11 protein-coding genes, 1 tRNA gene and 1 pseudogene are annotated in these 15,741 nt (G+C 33.2%); 12 read left to right on the forward strand and 1 reads right to left on the reverse strand.

Annotation, left to right across the window (positions count from 1 at the left end; genetic code table 11):
• The first annotated feature begins 38 nt into the window (after window positions 1-38).
• The 12 genes and pseudogenes from ACQH1V_RS02900 to nuoL all read left to right on the forward strand — a co-directional run bounded on the left by ACQH1V_RS02900 (window position 39) and on the right by nuoL (window position 15,053).
• Window positions 39-1,280, forward strand: a complete 1,242-nt coding sequence (locus ACQH1V_RS02900; protein WP_425360724.1) for an AmpG family muropeptide MFS transporter — start codon at window positions 39-41, stop codon at window positions 1,278-1,280.
• A 677-nt stretch (window positions 1,281-1,957) separates the two neighbouring features.
• Window positions 1,958-2,593, forward strand: a complete 636-nt coding sequence (locus ACQH1V_RS02905) for an epoxyqueuosine reductase QueH (RefSeq protein ID WP_341748615.1) — start codon at window positions 1,958-1,960, stop codon at window positions 2,591-2,593.
• Between the two features lie 340 nt (window positions 2,594-2,933).
• Window positions 2,934-3,875, forward strand: coding sequence for a TAXI family TRAP transporter solute-binding subunit (locus ACQH1V_RS02910; RefSeq protein ID WP_341748614.1), 942 nt, complete (start codon window positions 2,934-2,936; stop codon window positions 3,873-3,875).
• A 161-nt stretch (window positions 3,876-4,036) separates the two neighbouring features.
• Complete coding sequence (locus tag ACQH1V_RS02915; protein WP_341748613.1) at window positions 4,037-4,465, forward strand: universal stress protein; 429 nt, start codon at window positions 4,037-4,039, stop codon at window positions 4,463-4,465.
• A gap of 7 nt (window positions 4,466-4,472) precedes the next feature.
• Window positions 4,473-5,732, forward strand: a complete 1,260-nt coding sequence (dapE, locus tag ACQH1V_RS02920) for a succinyl-diaminopimelate desuccinylase (protein ID WP_425360725.1) — start codon at window positions 4,473-4,475, stop codon at window positions 5,730-5,732.
• Between the two features lie 21 nt (window positions 5,733-5,753).
• Window positions 5,754-5,838 (forward strand) — tRNA-Leu (locus ACQH1V_RS02925).
• A gap of 88 nt (window positions 5,839-5,926) precedes the next feature.
• The gene (gene tig, locus ACQH1V_RS02930; protein WP_425360726.1) at window positions 5,927-7,258 is read left to right on the forward strand and encodes a trigger factor; all 1,332 of its coding nucleotides are present in this window, start codon (window positions 5,927-5,929) and stop codon (window positions 7,256-7,258) included.
• A 495-nt stretch (window positions 7,259-7,753) separates the two neighbouring features.
• Window positions 7,754-11,341: an autotransporter domain-containing protein gene (locus ACQH1V_RS02935; RefSeq protein ID WP_425360727.1), complete on the forward strand. Its 3,588-nt coding sequence runs from the start codon at window positions 7,754-7,756 to the stop codon at window positions 11,339-11,341.
• Between the two features lie 258 nt (window positions 11,342-11,599).
• Window positions 11,600-12,079 (forward strand): NADH-quinone oxidoreductase subunit NuoI, encoded by a 480-nt coding sequence (gene nuoI / locus ACQH1V_RS02940; RefSeq protein WP_341759858.1) that lies wholly within the window; start codon window positions 11,600-11,602, stop codon window positions 12,077-12,079.
• A gap of 16 nt (window positions 12,080-12,095) precedes the next feature.
• Window positions 12,096-12,729 (forward strand): annotated as a pseudogene (locus ACQH1V_RS02945) (NADH-quinone oxidoreductase subunit J); the annotation flags it as partial.
• 78 nt (window positions 12,730-12,807) lie between these two features.
• On the forward strand, window positions 12,808-13,122 hold the full coding sequence (gene nuoK / locus ACQH1V_RS02950; RefSeq protein ID WP_250310654.1) for an NADH-quinone oxidoreductase subunit NuoK: 315 nt from the start codon (window positions 12,808-12,810) through the stop codon (window positions 13,120-13,122).
• A gap of 14 nt (window positions 13,123-13,136) precedes the next feature.
• Window positions 13,137-15,053, forward strand: coding sequence for an NADH-quinone oxidoreductase subunit L (gene nuoL / locus ACQH1V_RS02955; RefSeq protein WP_425360728.1), 1,917 nt, complete (start codon window positions 13,137-13,139; stop codon window positions 15,051-15,053).
• A gap of 147 nt (window positions 15,054-15,200) precedes the next feature.
• On the opposite strand, the gene ACQH1V_RS02960 is transcribed toward nuoL, so the two are convergent.
• Entirely contained in the window at window positions 15,201-15,728 is a 528-nt protein-coding gene (locus tag ACQH1V_RS02960) for a histidine phosphatase family protein (protein ID WP_425360729.1), read from the reverse strand.
• Window positions 15,729-15,741: the final 13 nt, after the last annotated feature.

Here is a 15,741-nt window from a genome sequence, read left to right on the forward strand (position 1 = left end):
TATTATTGTATTATAGTTTTTTCTTATTAGATATTTATATGTTAACTCCTTCAAAATTGTTCATTATTTGGTTGTTTGGTTTAACTAGCGGATTTACCTTAATGATTACAGGCAATACCTTAAACTATTGGCTTGCTAAAGAAAATATTGATTTACAATCTATTGGAATGTTTGCTGTTATCGTAATACCTTATTCTATCAATTTTTTATGGGCTCCTATTTTTGATACTGTAAAGTTAGGTTGGTTAAGTAAACTACTTGGTCATAGATTATCTTGGATTTGTCTGATTCAAATTTTGTTGGCATTGGCTATTTTTCTTTTAAGTACCATGGATCCTCATCATAGTCTAATATTGTTTGCACTGGTAGGATTGATAATATCATTTTTAAGTTCAGCTAAAGATACTGTCTTAGGAGCATTTAGAACTGAAATTATTGCCAAAGAATCTCAAGGGGTAGCTTCTGGAATTTATATTTTTGGCTATCGTATCGGTATGCTAATATCAGGTTCCGGTGCTATTTATCTATCAAGCTACTTGGGATGGAATAATGTATATAAAATCTTTGCCATTTCTGTACTTGTTTGCTCTGCTATTTTAGTTGTGAGTATCTTACGATTAAAGCATGACTTAATTTCCCAAACTTATCAGGATTATAAGGTAAATAGTTCAAACTTTATACAAAATATCTTGAGACCTGTAGGATCTTTTTATTTAATCTTTTTAATAATAATCTTCCTTATTTTATATAGATTACCAGATAATTTTATTTGTATGATGATTAATCCTTTTCTGATACATATTGGTTATAACGAATTTGAAATAGCTAGTGCAGGGAAATTTTTCGGCATAATATCTGCAATAATTGGTGGGCTAATAGCTAGCTCAGTGATGAGAAAAAAGAATATCTTGGATAGCTTGCTGATATTTGGAGTAATTCATGCCATAGCACATACCTTATTTATTCTGCAAGAGATTTATGGTAAAAATCTACCCTTATTCTTTATTACGACAGGTTTTGAGAGTATAACTGGTGGAATGACTATGACAGCCTACATTGCTTTTATTGCTTCAATTTGTCAAGGTAAATTTCGTGCTACACAATATTCGTTTTTCACTTCTATGATGGGATTTTCACGATCGATTTTTCCAGCTCTTTCAGGATATATTGTTGTACAATTCGGATGGCAAAACTTTTTTACATTTATTATTATCACAACAATCCCCTCCCTCCTTCTGCTACTAAAAATCAGCTCATTACTAAAAGTAAAAATGAAGTGAATGATCTATAGTCAATTGATGAGAAGTTAGTGACGTTGTCCATAGCAATTACCTTTTTTATAAAAACGTCATTGCGAGGGGGCGTAAGCCTACGAAGCAATTCAGTGACCCAAAATGGATTGCCACGACCACTATGTGGTCTCGCAATGACAGATAACGTCATTGCGAAGGGGCATAAGCCACAACTGTTGAAAGTTAGAAGAGGAAGCGGTTTTAGACCGGATAATTTAAAAGTCGTATGTGGTCAACGTCATTGCGAGAAAGACCGTAGGTCGACGAAGCAATCCATAAAAGTAACCAAAAATGGATTGCCACGACCACTACGTGGTCTCGCAATGACAGAAAAGCTATCTAAAACCCGCTTTACCTTCTAACTTTCAACAATTGTGGGGCGTAAGCCTACGAAGCAATCTATTTTTATCGCTTTTTGGATTGCTTCAATGCCACTAAAGTGGCTCTGAGCCATAACGCTTAGGCTAAATACTAATTGGATTTATAACGTTACCAATTCAAGTTAATTCACTATATTCAATAATTAGTAACAAAATTATTGTTAATAAAAAATAATAATTTATTATGCGTTTTTCTACAAACAATGCAATATCTTATTATTGAATTGTTGTGCGATAATATTGTATGTTATTTTAAAATTTTATAAAGAAAATTAGTAACTAATTATGAATGAAATCCTATCAGTACCAAATGGTGAAAATAAAGTTCTATTACATTCCTGTTGTGCTCCATGTTCAGGAGAACTTATGGAGAAAATGTTGATGTCTGGTATTGACTTAACTATTTTTTTCTACAATCCCAATATTCATCCTAAAAAAGAGTATGAAATTCGTAAGAATGAAAATATTCGTTTTGCTGAAAAAATGGGTATCAATTTTATTGATGCAGATTACGACGTACAAAATTGGTTTGCGAGAAGCAAAGGTATGGAATGGGAGCCAGAAAGAGGCAAACGTTGTTCTATGTGCTTTGATATGCGTTTTGAACGTACAGCCCTTTATGCCTATGAGAATGATTTTAAAGTTATTACCAGTTCTCTTGGCATTTCCCGCTGGAAAGACATGAATCAAATTAATGAATCAGGCATTAAAGCTGCCTCTCATTACGATGGAATAACTTACTGGACTTATAATTGGCGAAAATCAGGCGGGAGTAGTAGAATGTACGAAATAGCTAAACGTGAGAATTTTTATAAGCAAGAATATTGTGGCTGTATCTACTCACTAAGGGACAGCAATAATTGGCGTAAGTCAAATAACCGGGCTGAAATTGAAATTGGAGAAGAATATTATAAGGAATAGGAGTTTTTTATATATGCACTGTAACAATTATCTTGATTATCGATAGTAGTAGGGGTAGTTTATAGCTAAGTCTATCTATTAGCGAGAAGTAGTTTTGCTGCGACGAAGCAAAGCCCCTCAGACGTCATTGCGAGAAAGACCGTAGGTCAACGAAGCAATCCATTCCTGATTACTTTTTTGGATTGCTTCGTCGCTACTAAAGTAGCTCCTCGCAATGACGAAGGAAGGGTACCCTAAAATATTGTCGGAAATAACTCTCTATTGATAGGGGGAGTAATTTTTTTAATTATTTATCTTAAAAAGTATTAGTGGTCAATTAGTTATAGTGTATATTATATTTATGAACAATTTTAGAGTTTTATTGGTAGTTTTTTGTCTGTTTTGTACTAATAATTGTGTCTTAGCTTCGCAAAAAACAATAAGAATTGGTTCTGGTTCGATTTTGAAAGGTTATTACTCTATCGGATTGGATTTGTGTAGAACCATGACTTTAGCTGATAAAACTGTAAATTGTGAAGTAGTACCTACCAATGGAGGTGTTGAAAATTTAAATTTGCTAAGAGAAGGTAAGATAGATTTAGCTTTGGTGCAATCCAATATAGCATTGGAAGCGTTTGAAGCTGTTGGGCATTATGCCAATACAGAGAAAATGCAAGAAATGCGTCAGGTGCTTAATTTATATGACGAGCTTTTTACTGTTTTAGTAAAAAGTCAGGATAAGGATAAAATAAAAGGCTTTTCAGATATTGAAGGGAAGAGAATATCAAATGGTTTGTCATTGTCTAGTAATACCATTACTTACGATGCTATCAGGAAGTTATATAATTTTACCAAAGAGCCAATAGATTGCGATGAAATGAGTTACGAAGAGTCAATAAAACAATTTTGTAATGGTAAAATTGATGTGATGATTATGACGGTAGGTCATCCTAATGCTTTAGTAGGATTTACGGCTAATAGTTGTGGGATTGATTTTATACCTATGGAAAATGATAAAATTGAACAATTACTAGCCACTAATAAAGCTTTTCATAAGGGATTGCTGGATAAAAGATTATATCCTGGAATCACTGCAGATTTGAATACAGTGGCAGTAACGGCAATTTTAGTTACTAACAGTAGTATGGATGCTAAATTATTGGATAAATTTATTGGTATGTTTCATAAAAATGTAAAACATTTTAAACATTCTAATTATATGTTATATAATATCGATATTAATCATTTTGCTGATACTAATAACTTTATTTTGCCAAAACATTCAGCAGTCAGAAATAGATAAATCTAAAACACGTCATTGCGAACGAACGTATGTGAGCGAAGTAATCCATTTTTAGTCACTTTCTGGATTGCTTCGTCGACCTTACGGTTTCCTCGCAATAACGTCGTAGGTAAATCTAAAAGCGTAAAATAAATAGATAAATATCGGAGTAGTTGTTAATTGTGTTTAAAAATATAATAATACCATTAGATTTGTCGGATAAACAATCGGTTAAGGCAATATTACCAAAGGCTTTAAGTTTTGCTACTATCTTTAATGCCAAATTACATTTTCTTTATATCATTTCGGATTTTGGTATGAAAATGGTCGAGGATTATTTGCCTAAAAACTGGGCAAAAGACCAAAAAGAAAAATATCGGGTACAGGTAACAGAGCTAATTAGGCAATATGTGCCTGAGGAGATCGAAGTTGAATTACATATTGGTCGAGGGGCGGTCTATGATGAAATAATACAATATGCTAATGAAGTGAAAGCTGATTTAATTATTATTTCAGCAGTACGACCACAGCTTAGAGATTATATGCTAGGTCCTAATGCGTCGAAAATTGTGCGGCATTCTGGGGTGTCTGTTTTAGTTGTCCGAGAATAGTTGGAATATGTATATACAACTTCTTGAAAAATTGATTAGTTTTCAATCAGTAACGCCTAATAGTAGCGGTTGTATTGAATATATTAGTAATTTATTAGAAAAAAATGGTTTTAAGACTGAAACCAAAATATTTGGTGAAGATAATTATAAAGTAACCAACCTTTATGCTGTTTATGGTACTGCCCGTCCTAATATTTGTTTTGCTGGACATGTTGATGTTGTGCCAGCAGGTGATAGAGCATTATGGCTTAATGATCCTTTTATAGCAAGTAAAGTGGGTGAGAAGATTTATGGTAGGGGAACTGTCGATATGAAGGGAGCGATAGCATGTTTTTTGGCTGCTAGCTTGCAGTTCATTGAATGTGTTAAAGTTCCTAATGGTTCAATTAGTTTTCTAATTACTAGTGATGAGGAAGGAAGTGGCAAATATGGCACTGTAGAAATGCTAAAATATTTGCATCGAGATCTAGTCAATTTAGGAGAATTTGGGGCTAAGAGCGATGGAGAGACGCCTATAAGTAATAGGCGAGCGACAAGTGATAACGTCCCCAACTTCTCATCAATTGACTATGATAATAATTTGATCGATCTTGCTATTGTAGGCGAACCAACAAATGAACAGCAAGTAGGGGATACCGTAAAAATTGGTCGACGTGGAAGTATTAACTTTAACTTAGCTCTATATGGTACAGCTGGGCATGTAGCATATCCATTACAAGCCAATAATCCGATTCATCCTTTAGTTCAAATACTTAATGAATTGATTAATTATCGATTAGATGAAGGGAGTAAATTTTTTCAACAGTCAAATTTAGAAATTACTTCTATTGATGTAGGCAATGATATAACTAATGTAATAGCAGGGAAAGTTACAGCAAAGTTTAATATTCGTTTTAATGACGCTCATTCGTCATCTAGCATAACAGATTTGATAGAGCAGATAGTTACCAAATATTGTGCTAAATACCAATTTAAATATGAATTAAGTAGTGTATCTTCAGCTAATTGTTTTATTCAAGAACCAACAGGGTTAATTGCTGATTTTGTTCAAGTAGTATCTAATACAACTCAAATATCTACAAAATTATCTACTAGTGGTGGCACTTCTGATGCGAGGTTTATCAAAAATTATTGTCCTGTTGTGGAATTTGGTTTATTATCTGATACAGCACATAAAATTAATGAATATACAAAAGTTAGAGATTTACAAAGCTTATATCATGTGTATTATAATGCTCTGACAAAATTTCTAGCTAAGACTAGTTGATAAATAGTCAAGATACACTATGCGGGTGTGACGGAATTGGCAGACGTACTAGATTTAGGTTCTAGCGCCGCAAGGCGTGGGGGTTCAAGTCCCTCCATCCGCACCACAAATAAATAAGCAAAAATTGCAGTGATTGGTTTAGCAATTCTTCAAGTTTTTGCATGATATTTTAATATTGCTAATGAGTTTTTAGTATGCAAGTCACAGAACTTAAAAATGAAGGTCTAGATTTTGAAGTGAAAGTTGTCCTTCCTTCTTCTAAAATTGCCAATAAAGTGCAAAAAGAATTAGATAGTTTATCAAAAAAAGTTAAACTTAATGGATTCCGTGCTGGAAAAGTGCCGATCAACATTGTTAATCAAAAATATAGGCAGTCTGTTAGGTCTGATGTGGTAAGCCATGAAATTAATCACGCAGTACAGCATATTATAAAAGATCATAAACTAAAAACAGTAGGTAATCCTCAATTAGAAGATTTATGTGATAAAGATAATGAGGATCTAGAATTTACTCTAAAATTTGAGCTACTACCTGATGTTGAATTACCAGATTTTAAAAAAATTAAAGTTATTTATCCAAAATTAGTAGTTGAGGAAGAGGATATTAATAAGCAAATAGATAAACTTGCATCTATGTCAAAAAATTATACTAAAGAAAATAAAGGGAAAGTAGAAAAATGGCAGGAAGTTACTATTGATGCGATTGGTTATGTCAATAATGAGCCTTTTGAAGGTGGTAAAGTTACAGATTACAAATTAGTAATTGGTAGTGGAACTTTTATTGATGGGTTTGAAGATCAGCTTATTGGTAGTAAAGCTGGAGATGAGGTAGAGGTTAATGTTACATTCCCAAAAGAATATCATATGGAACAAATTGCAGGTCAGCCTGCTAAATTTATTGTTCAGGTAAAGGCGGTACATTCTGCTGATGAAATAGTCGTTGATGATGAGTTTGCTAAGAAATTTAATTGTAAGACAGTTGAAGAATTGCGTACTAATATTTCTAAAAGTATAGCAGATGAATATAGGGAGAATATACATACTTTAATGAAGATGAGATTATTTGATCAATTAGAAGAGATATTAACGTTTAATGTTCCCAAATCTTTAATAGCCCAGGAAGTAAATACTTTAAAATCTCAAACGGAGAAAAGTAACGACTCAGATTCAATATTTAAAGATAAATCAGAAGCAGAAATTAATGAGTACTATAATAAGCTAGCCTTACGTCGTGTTAGAGTAGGTCTGATGTTATCAGAATATATGCAAGTTAAGAATTTACGTATTGAACAGGATGATATTAAAAATGCTATTATAGCTCAAGCAAGGAGATTTCCAGGTCAAGAAAAAGCAATATTAAAGTTCTATCAAGAAAACCCTCGATCTATTGAGCACTTAAAAGGTCCATTATTAGAAGAAAAAACAGTACAACATATTTTTGACAATGAAGTAATCTTAGAAGAAAAAGATTACACAAGAGAAAAGCTGGAGGAATTTTTAACACAAGAAGAAGATCGGGTAGTATAGCTAATCAAAGCTTGTATAGTCAATTGATGAGAGATTGCTGACATTGACGTCGTCACTTTGTTTCGTCTATTACAGGCTTTGCTCCTATGCTCTCTTATCATTCCCGCCTACTATTGTCATTCCCGCGTAGGCGGGAATCTAGACCCCTTCTTACGCAGGGGTGACACTGAGTCGAGCAGAGATGACTAAGTTAAGTAGGGATGGTCTCTAAAACCCTCTCCCTCTTCTAACTTCCGACAGTCTCCTAATCCCAACTTCTAATCAATTGGCTATAGTATTTTTATTTTACTTTCCTTGTTTCTCGTAATTATTAATTTTATTAGTCGTATTTCTATTTAAAGGTACGTTTAATCTATAGTTATAACTTTTTACAACATATAACAACTTAATTTCCTAAGAATAAAACTATAATTGCACTTTTTACTTTGTATTGCTGTGACAACTACGTTAATATTAATTAATTTTTAACAAATAAATTAATTGATAGGTAATTGAATGGTTATATTTAGCATGTTACAAAATTATTTTGTTAATAAATATTTAGTAAAAAAGTATCTAGTTTTTATTTTTTTATTTTTCTTATTGCAAAAATTTGACGTATCTGATGTCTTGGCAGTAGGATTTAATGAAGAAACAGGACAATTTTCTCCCCCACTCCCAATTACTTATATACAACACCTAAAAAATGAAAGAAAAGCAACATGGAGTACTATTGATAAAGTCAGTGATGAATTAAAAGAATTAGAACAAGAACATTCCCAAAAAATAAAATTATTGAATGATCGCAAAAATTTGGAAGAAGAAATTAATTCGCTAGAAATAGAGTATTCATCATTACTTGATCGGCAATACAAATATAATTTAGAAAAACAAAAGAGTGAAGAAATGCTCTCAATTTTACAGCAACAAGAGATCAAAAATTTGCCATTATATAGTAAAGAAACAGAACAAATTTCTTTTGCTGAATTTAAAGAGAACATGGAACAAATATGGTTTATTGTTAATGACACTCATGAGAAATTGAAAAAAGTAGACCCAGAAAACATAATAATAAAACCATCTGAAGATGGAAATAAATTAACGGAAATGCTTGATTTACTAGAAAAAGATTACCTAGCATTACTTAATCCTAAAGAAGACTATAATAGTCAAAAAACAGAACAAAAATTTTCTGTTAAACTTCAAGAAATACAAGGGAAGTTTTTTGATAGAGTTGCAGAAGCAGAAGAAACTTTTTCTGTTAAACTTAAAGTAGCAAACGAACAGTTGAAAAATTTACAGGGAAATATAAGTGACATAGAAGAGCAAATGCCATTGCTCGAACAAAAACTCGACGAACACAACCAACTATTAATTTCTATTGATAAAAAAGCAAATAAAATTACTGAATTAAAAGAAACAAGAGATGACCTTGAATCTAAGTTACATGCTCTAGATGATAATATTAGGTCACTACTCTTAGCTCAGTCAGAAAGGAGAAATATACCTAATGAATTTGAAGAGTTTGTACCGGTAGAGAATGATAAACAGGTGAAACCTAATAAACCTGTGCAACAGTTGAAAGATGAAGGATATGCTTCTTTGGATAATTTAGCAATAAGAGATACTCCATCACCTACAATCACAGAATCTAATCAAACTGCTCCACAACAAATATCTAGAAAAAGAAAAAGGGTAGATTCTGAAGATGAGTCATTAGATGATATACCTCCTACAACAAGAAATTCGTTATCATTGAGAGATGAGTTAGAAGCGGCTAAAAAGGGTATTGTTGGGCATGCAGCTATTGTTCTAATAACAGAACCATCTCCAGTAATGGAGAGAGCTACAGATATGCCCCCAGCAACAAAGACAGCTACGGCTACAGTAACAGTAACCTCTCCAATAACACAAAAGGCTACAGTAATGCCAACTCCAGTAATACATATGGCTCCAATAATCGAGGAAGTTTCAGTAATGGAAATTGCTACAACAACAGATATGCCTCCAGCAACAAAGACGGCTACAGCTACAGTAACAGTAACCTCTCCAATAACACAAAAGGCTACAGTAATGCCAACTCCAGTAATATATATGGCTCCAATAATCGAGGAAGTTTCAGTAATGGAAATTGCTACAACAACAGATATGCCTCCAGCAACAAAGACGGCTACAGCTACAGTAACAGTAACCTCTCCTGTAACAGAAAAGGCTACAGTAATGGCATATCCAGTAATATATATGGCTCCAATAATCGAGGAAGTTTCAGTAATGGAAATTGCTACAACAACAGATATGCCTCCAGCAACAAAGACGGCTACAGCTACAGTAACAGTAACCTCTCCTGTAACAGAAAAGGCTACAGTAATGGCAGATCCAGTAATATATATGGCTCCAATAACCGAGGAAGTTTCAGTAATGGAAATTGCTACAACAACAGATATGCCTCCAGCAACAAAGACGGCTACAGCTACAGTAACAGTAACCTCTCCTGTAACAGAAAAGGCTACAGTAATGGCAGATCCAGTAATATATATGGCTCCAATAATCGAGGAAGTTTCAGTAATGGAAATTGCTACAACAACAGATATGCCTCCAGCAACAAAGACGGTTACAGTAGATGCCCATCCTACCCTAGTATCTGAATACACAAATACCGCAGATACAAAAACAGTAGCTACACAAACAGATATAGTAGATGAAGAACAAACCTCAGTAGCTATACAAACAGATGTAGCAGCTGAGAAACCTGGGCATGAAGTAATTCAACAAGCTGCAGTATCTGTAGACGATAATGCAGATGTTGATCCATATGAAATATTTGGAGACAACCTAGGGTTAGAAACATTGTTTGCAGAAGAGGAGCCAATAGCAGCTGAACCTACGGCTCCAGTAGATGACCCTCCGTCTTCAGTAGTTAAACAACCAGACCAAGCAGACGAACAACCAACTTTAGTAGCTAAACAAGCCAATTCAGAAACCGAGCAAATCAATTTAGAATCCGAACAACCAGATTCAAGCACTGAGCAAACCAATTTAGAATCCGAACAACCAAATTCAGTAGCAATTCCATCTTCTCAAACATTAGCTGAAGAAAATAGTTATATTTCACCTATTAACCCTGATGTTGAGCAAGATATATCGAAATATACTACATATATAGAATTTGACTATTTGGATACGATTTCTAATGCTTTAACTAACCATACATTAACAGATAATTCTACGGTAAATGTGGTAGCGTCAGGAGATAATGATTATATTAAAAAAGGAGGATGGATTCAATTTATCAGCTCTATTACCAAACAACAGCAACAAGGAAATATTTTAGCCTTTAAAAATAATCAGCAAGGTTTTATTTTAGGTTTTGATACACGACCCCTGGATAGTTTTATTATAGGAATCGCATATGCTCTTGCAAATTCGTATACTAAATTGCAAACCATCTTTAATGATAAGCAAAATACTATTTTACATGTAGCGGCAATTTATACCCAACATACATTATCACCAAATATATATCTGAATTCTTATCTCAAATATGGTAAAGCCTTTATTAAAAACAAAGGGGGACGGAATAATATTGCAATTAATAGCAAGACTAACGGTTATGTAACACGTGCAAAACTTGAAACTTACTATAAAATGGATTTAGATAAATTTCTGTTCAAACCAATAGTAGGAATAACATTTGATCATTTTTTAATAAACAATTTTACAGAATATAGGAAAGAGTTTAACATTAATGTACCAACTAAGAAAGGCAAAAGAATATTACTTGAAACTGGAATAAGTTTAAGTAAAAATATTTTGGTAGAAAATATTTCAATTATTCCGGAAATTCACGTCAAATTAGACAATACTCTTTTACTAAATAATCCCACAGGCATAATTACTTTTACTAACACATCACATCAAGCCCCAATAGTAGTTCCCATCATAAAACCTGTAGGATCATCTGCAAAGAATGTGAAATATACTTTAGGAGGTTATGTAAACGTACAATCTGTCTTACCATTTAAACTAGGTGCTGGTTATGATTATAGTTTTAAAAAAGACCTTATTACCCACTCTTTCTATTTTAATGGACTAATTAAATTTTAATTCAGGAGAATTTGGGGCTAGGAGAGACGAGTGACGACGTCACCAACTTCTCCTCAATTGACTATAACTAGATACTTCTTTGATGGTTCTTTACTGTTTGATATTATTTCTCTATCTAATAATTTTACAATTACCCCAAATGTGCTATGTTTGTATATGGCATAAATCCTTTAAATTTAGCTATAGATCAAACTAATAAGAAAATAAATTGTAAAACATACTTAGTGCTACAAATTTTTGGTGTATAATGAAATGAAAATAATTAATTACCTGAAGTCTTTTTTGTTATTTGAAATAGTATCAGGGCTTAGTCTAACTTTGAGGTATTTCTTTAAACCTAAAGTAACGATAAATTATCCCTATGAGAAGGGGCGGATAAGCCCAAGATTTAAGGGTGAACATGCATTAAGGCGTTACGCTAATGGTGAAGAGCGTTGTATTGCCTGTAAGCTTTGCGAAGCAATTTGTCCAGCTCAGGCTATTATTATTGAGGCAAAAGAAAGAGCAGATGGTAGTAGGCGTACTACTAGATATGATATTGATATGACTAAGTGCATTTATTGTGGTCTATGCCAAGAAGCATGCCCAGTTGATGCGATAGTGGAAGGTCCTAATTTTGAATTTGCTACTATTAGTCATCAAGAATTGCTTTATGATAAAGAAAAATTATTGAAGAATGGTGATATGTGGGAGCAAGAATTAGCAATTAAGCTACATAATGATTATAAATATAAATAGTTACGGGTAGATAATTATGGAAATGTTTTTTTATTTATTTGCCGGACTAATGGTTATAAGTAGTGTTTTGGTGGTCATGAGTAAAAATCCTGTTTATTCTGTGTTATGGCTGATCTTTACTTTCTGTAACGGTTCAGGGCTAATGATTCTATTAGGAGCAGAATTTTTAGCAATGATGTTGGTTGTAATATATGTTGGAGCGGTAGCAGTATTGTTTTTGTTTGTTATAATGATGTTGAATATTCGTTTTGTGGATATTATTGTACAATTCAAAAAAAACTTATTGATCAGTATGACTGTAGCACTCATTATGTTTGCTGATCTTGTTTTGATAATTTGCTTAGGTGTACAAGGTATAGTGTTAGATAATATGGACTATTCAGAGATAGCTAACCATACTATAGTCAATTCAGGAGAATTTGGGGCTAAGAGCGATGGAGCGACGCCTATAAGTAATAGGCGAGTGACGAGCGACAACGTCTCCAACTTCTCATCAATTGACTCTAATACTCATGCTATTGGGCAGGTACTATATACTGAATATATGTTACCTTTCCAAATTTCAGGTATTATTCTATTTATGGCAATGATATCTTGTATTACTCTAACTATTAGGCATCGTAGTGGAGTTAGGAGGCAGGATATTGCCAAGCAACATGCTAAAAACAAGGATAATTGTATATTAATGGTTAAACCGCGTTTAAGTGAAGGAGTGGAAGAAATTCAATATGATTAGTACTATTACTTTGGAACATTATTTAATTTTGTCGGCACTGATTTTTAGTATAGGAATGGTCGGTTTGTTTATGCATCGTAAGAATGTCATAACAATTCTGATGTCGATTGAATTGATGCTGCTAGCTGTCAACATCAATTTTGTCGCATTCTCTGCTTATGCCCATGAGATATCGGGTCAAATTTTTAGTATAATAATCTTAACAATAGCAGCTGCCGAAACTTCTATAGGTCTTGCAATATTATTAGTTTATTTTAGAAATAAAGGTTCGATAGAGCTGAGTGATATGAATCAGATGAAAGGGTAATTTTAGGAATTGGTATGGTAAATGCATTAGCAATATTCACGGTAATGTTACCATTAATATCTGGTATGATTAATGGTTTGTTTTGTCAGTGTTTTAGCAAGAAGCAAGCAGCTTGCATTGCCACTATTGCAATAAGTTTAGCGGCAATATTCGCTAGCTTTATATTTTATAATGTGGCAATAAACAAAGCCATTATTCATCTAATTTTAGCAAAATGGCTAGTAATTGGTGAGATGAAGATAGATTGGGCAATTTATGTCGATCAGCTGACCGCTATTATGTTTATAGTGGTTACTTGGATTTCAGCGGTGGTACATATTTATTCTCTTGGCTATATGGCAGATGATGAAGGGTTACCTAAATTTCTATCATTTTTATCATTATTTACCTTCTTTATGCTAGCTTTGGTATCAGCCGATAATTTTGTCCAATTATTTTTTGGTTGGGAAGGTGTTGGTTTATGTTCATACTTATTAATTGGTTTTTGGTATCAAAAAGAAGCGGCAAATAAAGCAGCAATTAAAGCCTTTATCGTCAATAGGATAGGGGATTTTGCCTTTATAGTGGGGATTATTACCATTATTGTTTATTTTGGGGTAGTTGATTTTGCTAGTGTATTTGATAAAGCCCAATTATTGTCTAATATACAATTGAGTATATGGGGTTTTACAGTATCGATAATTGACATAGTCTGTTTGCTATTATTCCTTGGATGTATGGGCAAGTCGGCTCAAATTGGCTTGCATATATGGCTACCAGATGCCATGGAAGGTCCAACGCCAGTCTCAGCACTTATTCATGCTGCAACTATGGTAACAGCTGGAGTATTTTTAGTAGCTAGGTGTTCTTATTTATTTGAATATAGTGTAGGGGTATTGAGCTTTATTGCTATTATTGGCGGTATTACCTGTATATTTGCGGCAACTATTGCCATAGTGCAGAATGATATAAAAAAAATTATTGCCTATTCCACTTGTAGCCAGCTTGGCTATATGTTTCTTGCTTGCGGTGTATCAGCTTATAATGCTGGTATTTTTCATTTAGTTACTCATGCATTTTTTAAAGCTTTATTATTTTTATCAGCTGGTAGTGTTATTCACGCTTGTCATCAGCAAGATATTTTTAAGATGGGTGGTTTGAAAGATAAAATGCCAGTTACTTACTGTAATTTCTTAATCGGCTCACTGGCGCTGATCGGTATTTATCCTTTAGCTGGATTTTATTCAAAAGATGCTATTTTAGAGCTAGCATATAGTAGCGGTGGGGTCATAGGTACTACAGTGTTTATTCTTGGAATTGTGGCGGCAATTTTGACTGCCATTTATTCTATGAAAATTATCTTATTAGTATTTCATGGCAAAACTAGATTAACTATAGAGCAATTTAATCACGCTCATGAATCACCCAATATTATGAATCTGCCACTTAATCTTTTAGTGGTAGGTAGTTTTGTTGCGGGGATGATAGGTCATTATATTCTTGCTCTTGACAAACCAAATGGTTATTTCCTTGATAGTATATTCAATATTCATATTTATCAAAGATTAGCAAATCACCCACCTATTTATATAAAATTATTGCCAATGGTTGTGGGATTAATGGGTATTGTTTTGGGTATTTATTTGTATAAGAATATTATTGATAAAGTGAAAATAACATTTATGAGGAAATTGTTAATACATAAATATTATTTTGATGAAGTGTATGACTTGCTGATAGTAAGATTAGTTGCCAACTTAAGTAAGCTATTGAATTTGATCGACCAAAGAGTCATTGATAGATTTGGTCCAAGTAATTTTGCCAAAACAGTAAATTACTTTGGGATTTTGGTAAGTAGATCGCAAACAGGCTACATATTTAATTACACTATGTGTATAGTTTTATTTGTAGTTGCCTATATTACTTTTTTTATAGTTTTTAGGGTGGTTTGAAAGTAAATTGTCTTCCCGCTTCCCATTGTCATTCCCGCGTAGGCGGGAATCTAGACCCCTGCTTACGCAGGGGTGACACAAAACAGGATTACCACGACCAGTATGTAGCCTCGCAATGACGTTTTAGCAAATCATTTAAGTATATTTTTAAGTTATCTCTAACTCATTAATAGAACAATGTAGTATCTGACAAGCATCTACCCATGTTTTTATTACCTGCTCATGAGTTACTACTATTACATACTTATAGTTTAGATATTTTGTTAAAACACCTTCTGTTCTATCTTTTATAGAACTTTTTGATTCCCACGTTTTAAGAATACCTTCTGGGTATATACCATCATTTCTTTTATAATCATCTATTGCACTTTTTAGCTGTAGTTGATTGCTAATTTCTAACCTTAAGTCTGGTTGCCATTCTCTTAAGTCAAATTCTACAGTGATGTTTAAATTAATGTTTTTTGAAAGAATTGCTGCGGTTTGCAACGCCCTAGTATATGGAGAAGATAGAATTAGTTCTGCATGTTCTAATCTCAGATTTTTAGATAGCTCATTGGCTTGTCTAATCCCATTTGGCGTTAAACATGGCAAGTCCCTATATTCACCTTTTAATTGATGTTTTTCATTTAAAGACCAATCTGTTTCACCATGTCGTATTAAAAAGAATATTGTCACAAAAATAACTAAG

The organism is Candidatus Tisiphia endosymbiont of Ceraclea dissimilis, assembly GCF_964030735.1.
GTDB lineage: Bacteria > Pseudomonadota > Alphaproteobacteria > Rickettsiales > Rickettsiaceae > Tisiphia.

Excerpts from the sequence above, each read along its gene's own strand:
- ACQH1V_RS02900 (WP_425360724.1), top strand. The coding sequence starts at position 39 with ATGTTAACTCCTTCAAAATTGTTCATTATTTGGTTGTTTGGTTTAACT.
- ACQH1V_RS02905 (WP_341748615.1), top strand. The coding sequence starts at position 1,958 with ATGAATGAAATCCTATCAGTACCAAATGGTGAAAATAAAGTTCTATTA.
- ACQH1V_RS02910 (WP_341748614.1), top strand. The coding sequence starts at position 2,934 with ATGAACAATTTTAGAGTTTTATTGGTAGTTTTTTGTCTGTTTTGTACT.
- dapE (WP_425360725.1), top strand. The coding sequence starts at position 4,473 with ATGTATATACAACTTCTTGAAAAATTGATTAGTTTTCAATCAGTAACG.
- tig (WP_425360726.1), top strand. The coding sequence starts at position 5,927 with ATGCAAGTCACAGAACTTAAAAATGAAGGTCTAGATTTTGAAGTGAAA.
- ACQH1V_RS02935 (WP_425360727.1), top strand. The coding sequence starts at position 7,754 with ATGGTTATATTTAGCATGTTACAAAATTATTTTGTTAATAAATATTTA.
- nuoK (WP_250310654.1), top strand. The coding sequence starts at position 12,808 with ATGATTAGTACTATTACTTTGGAACATTATTTAATTTTGTCGGCACTG.
- nuoL (WP_425360728.1), top strand. The coding sequence starts at position 13,137 with ATGGTAAATGCATTAGCAATATTCACGGTAATGTTACCATTAATATCT.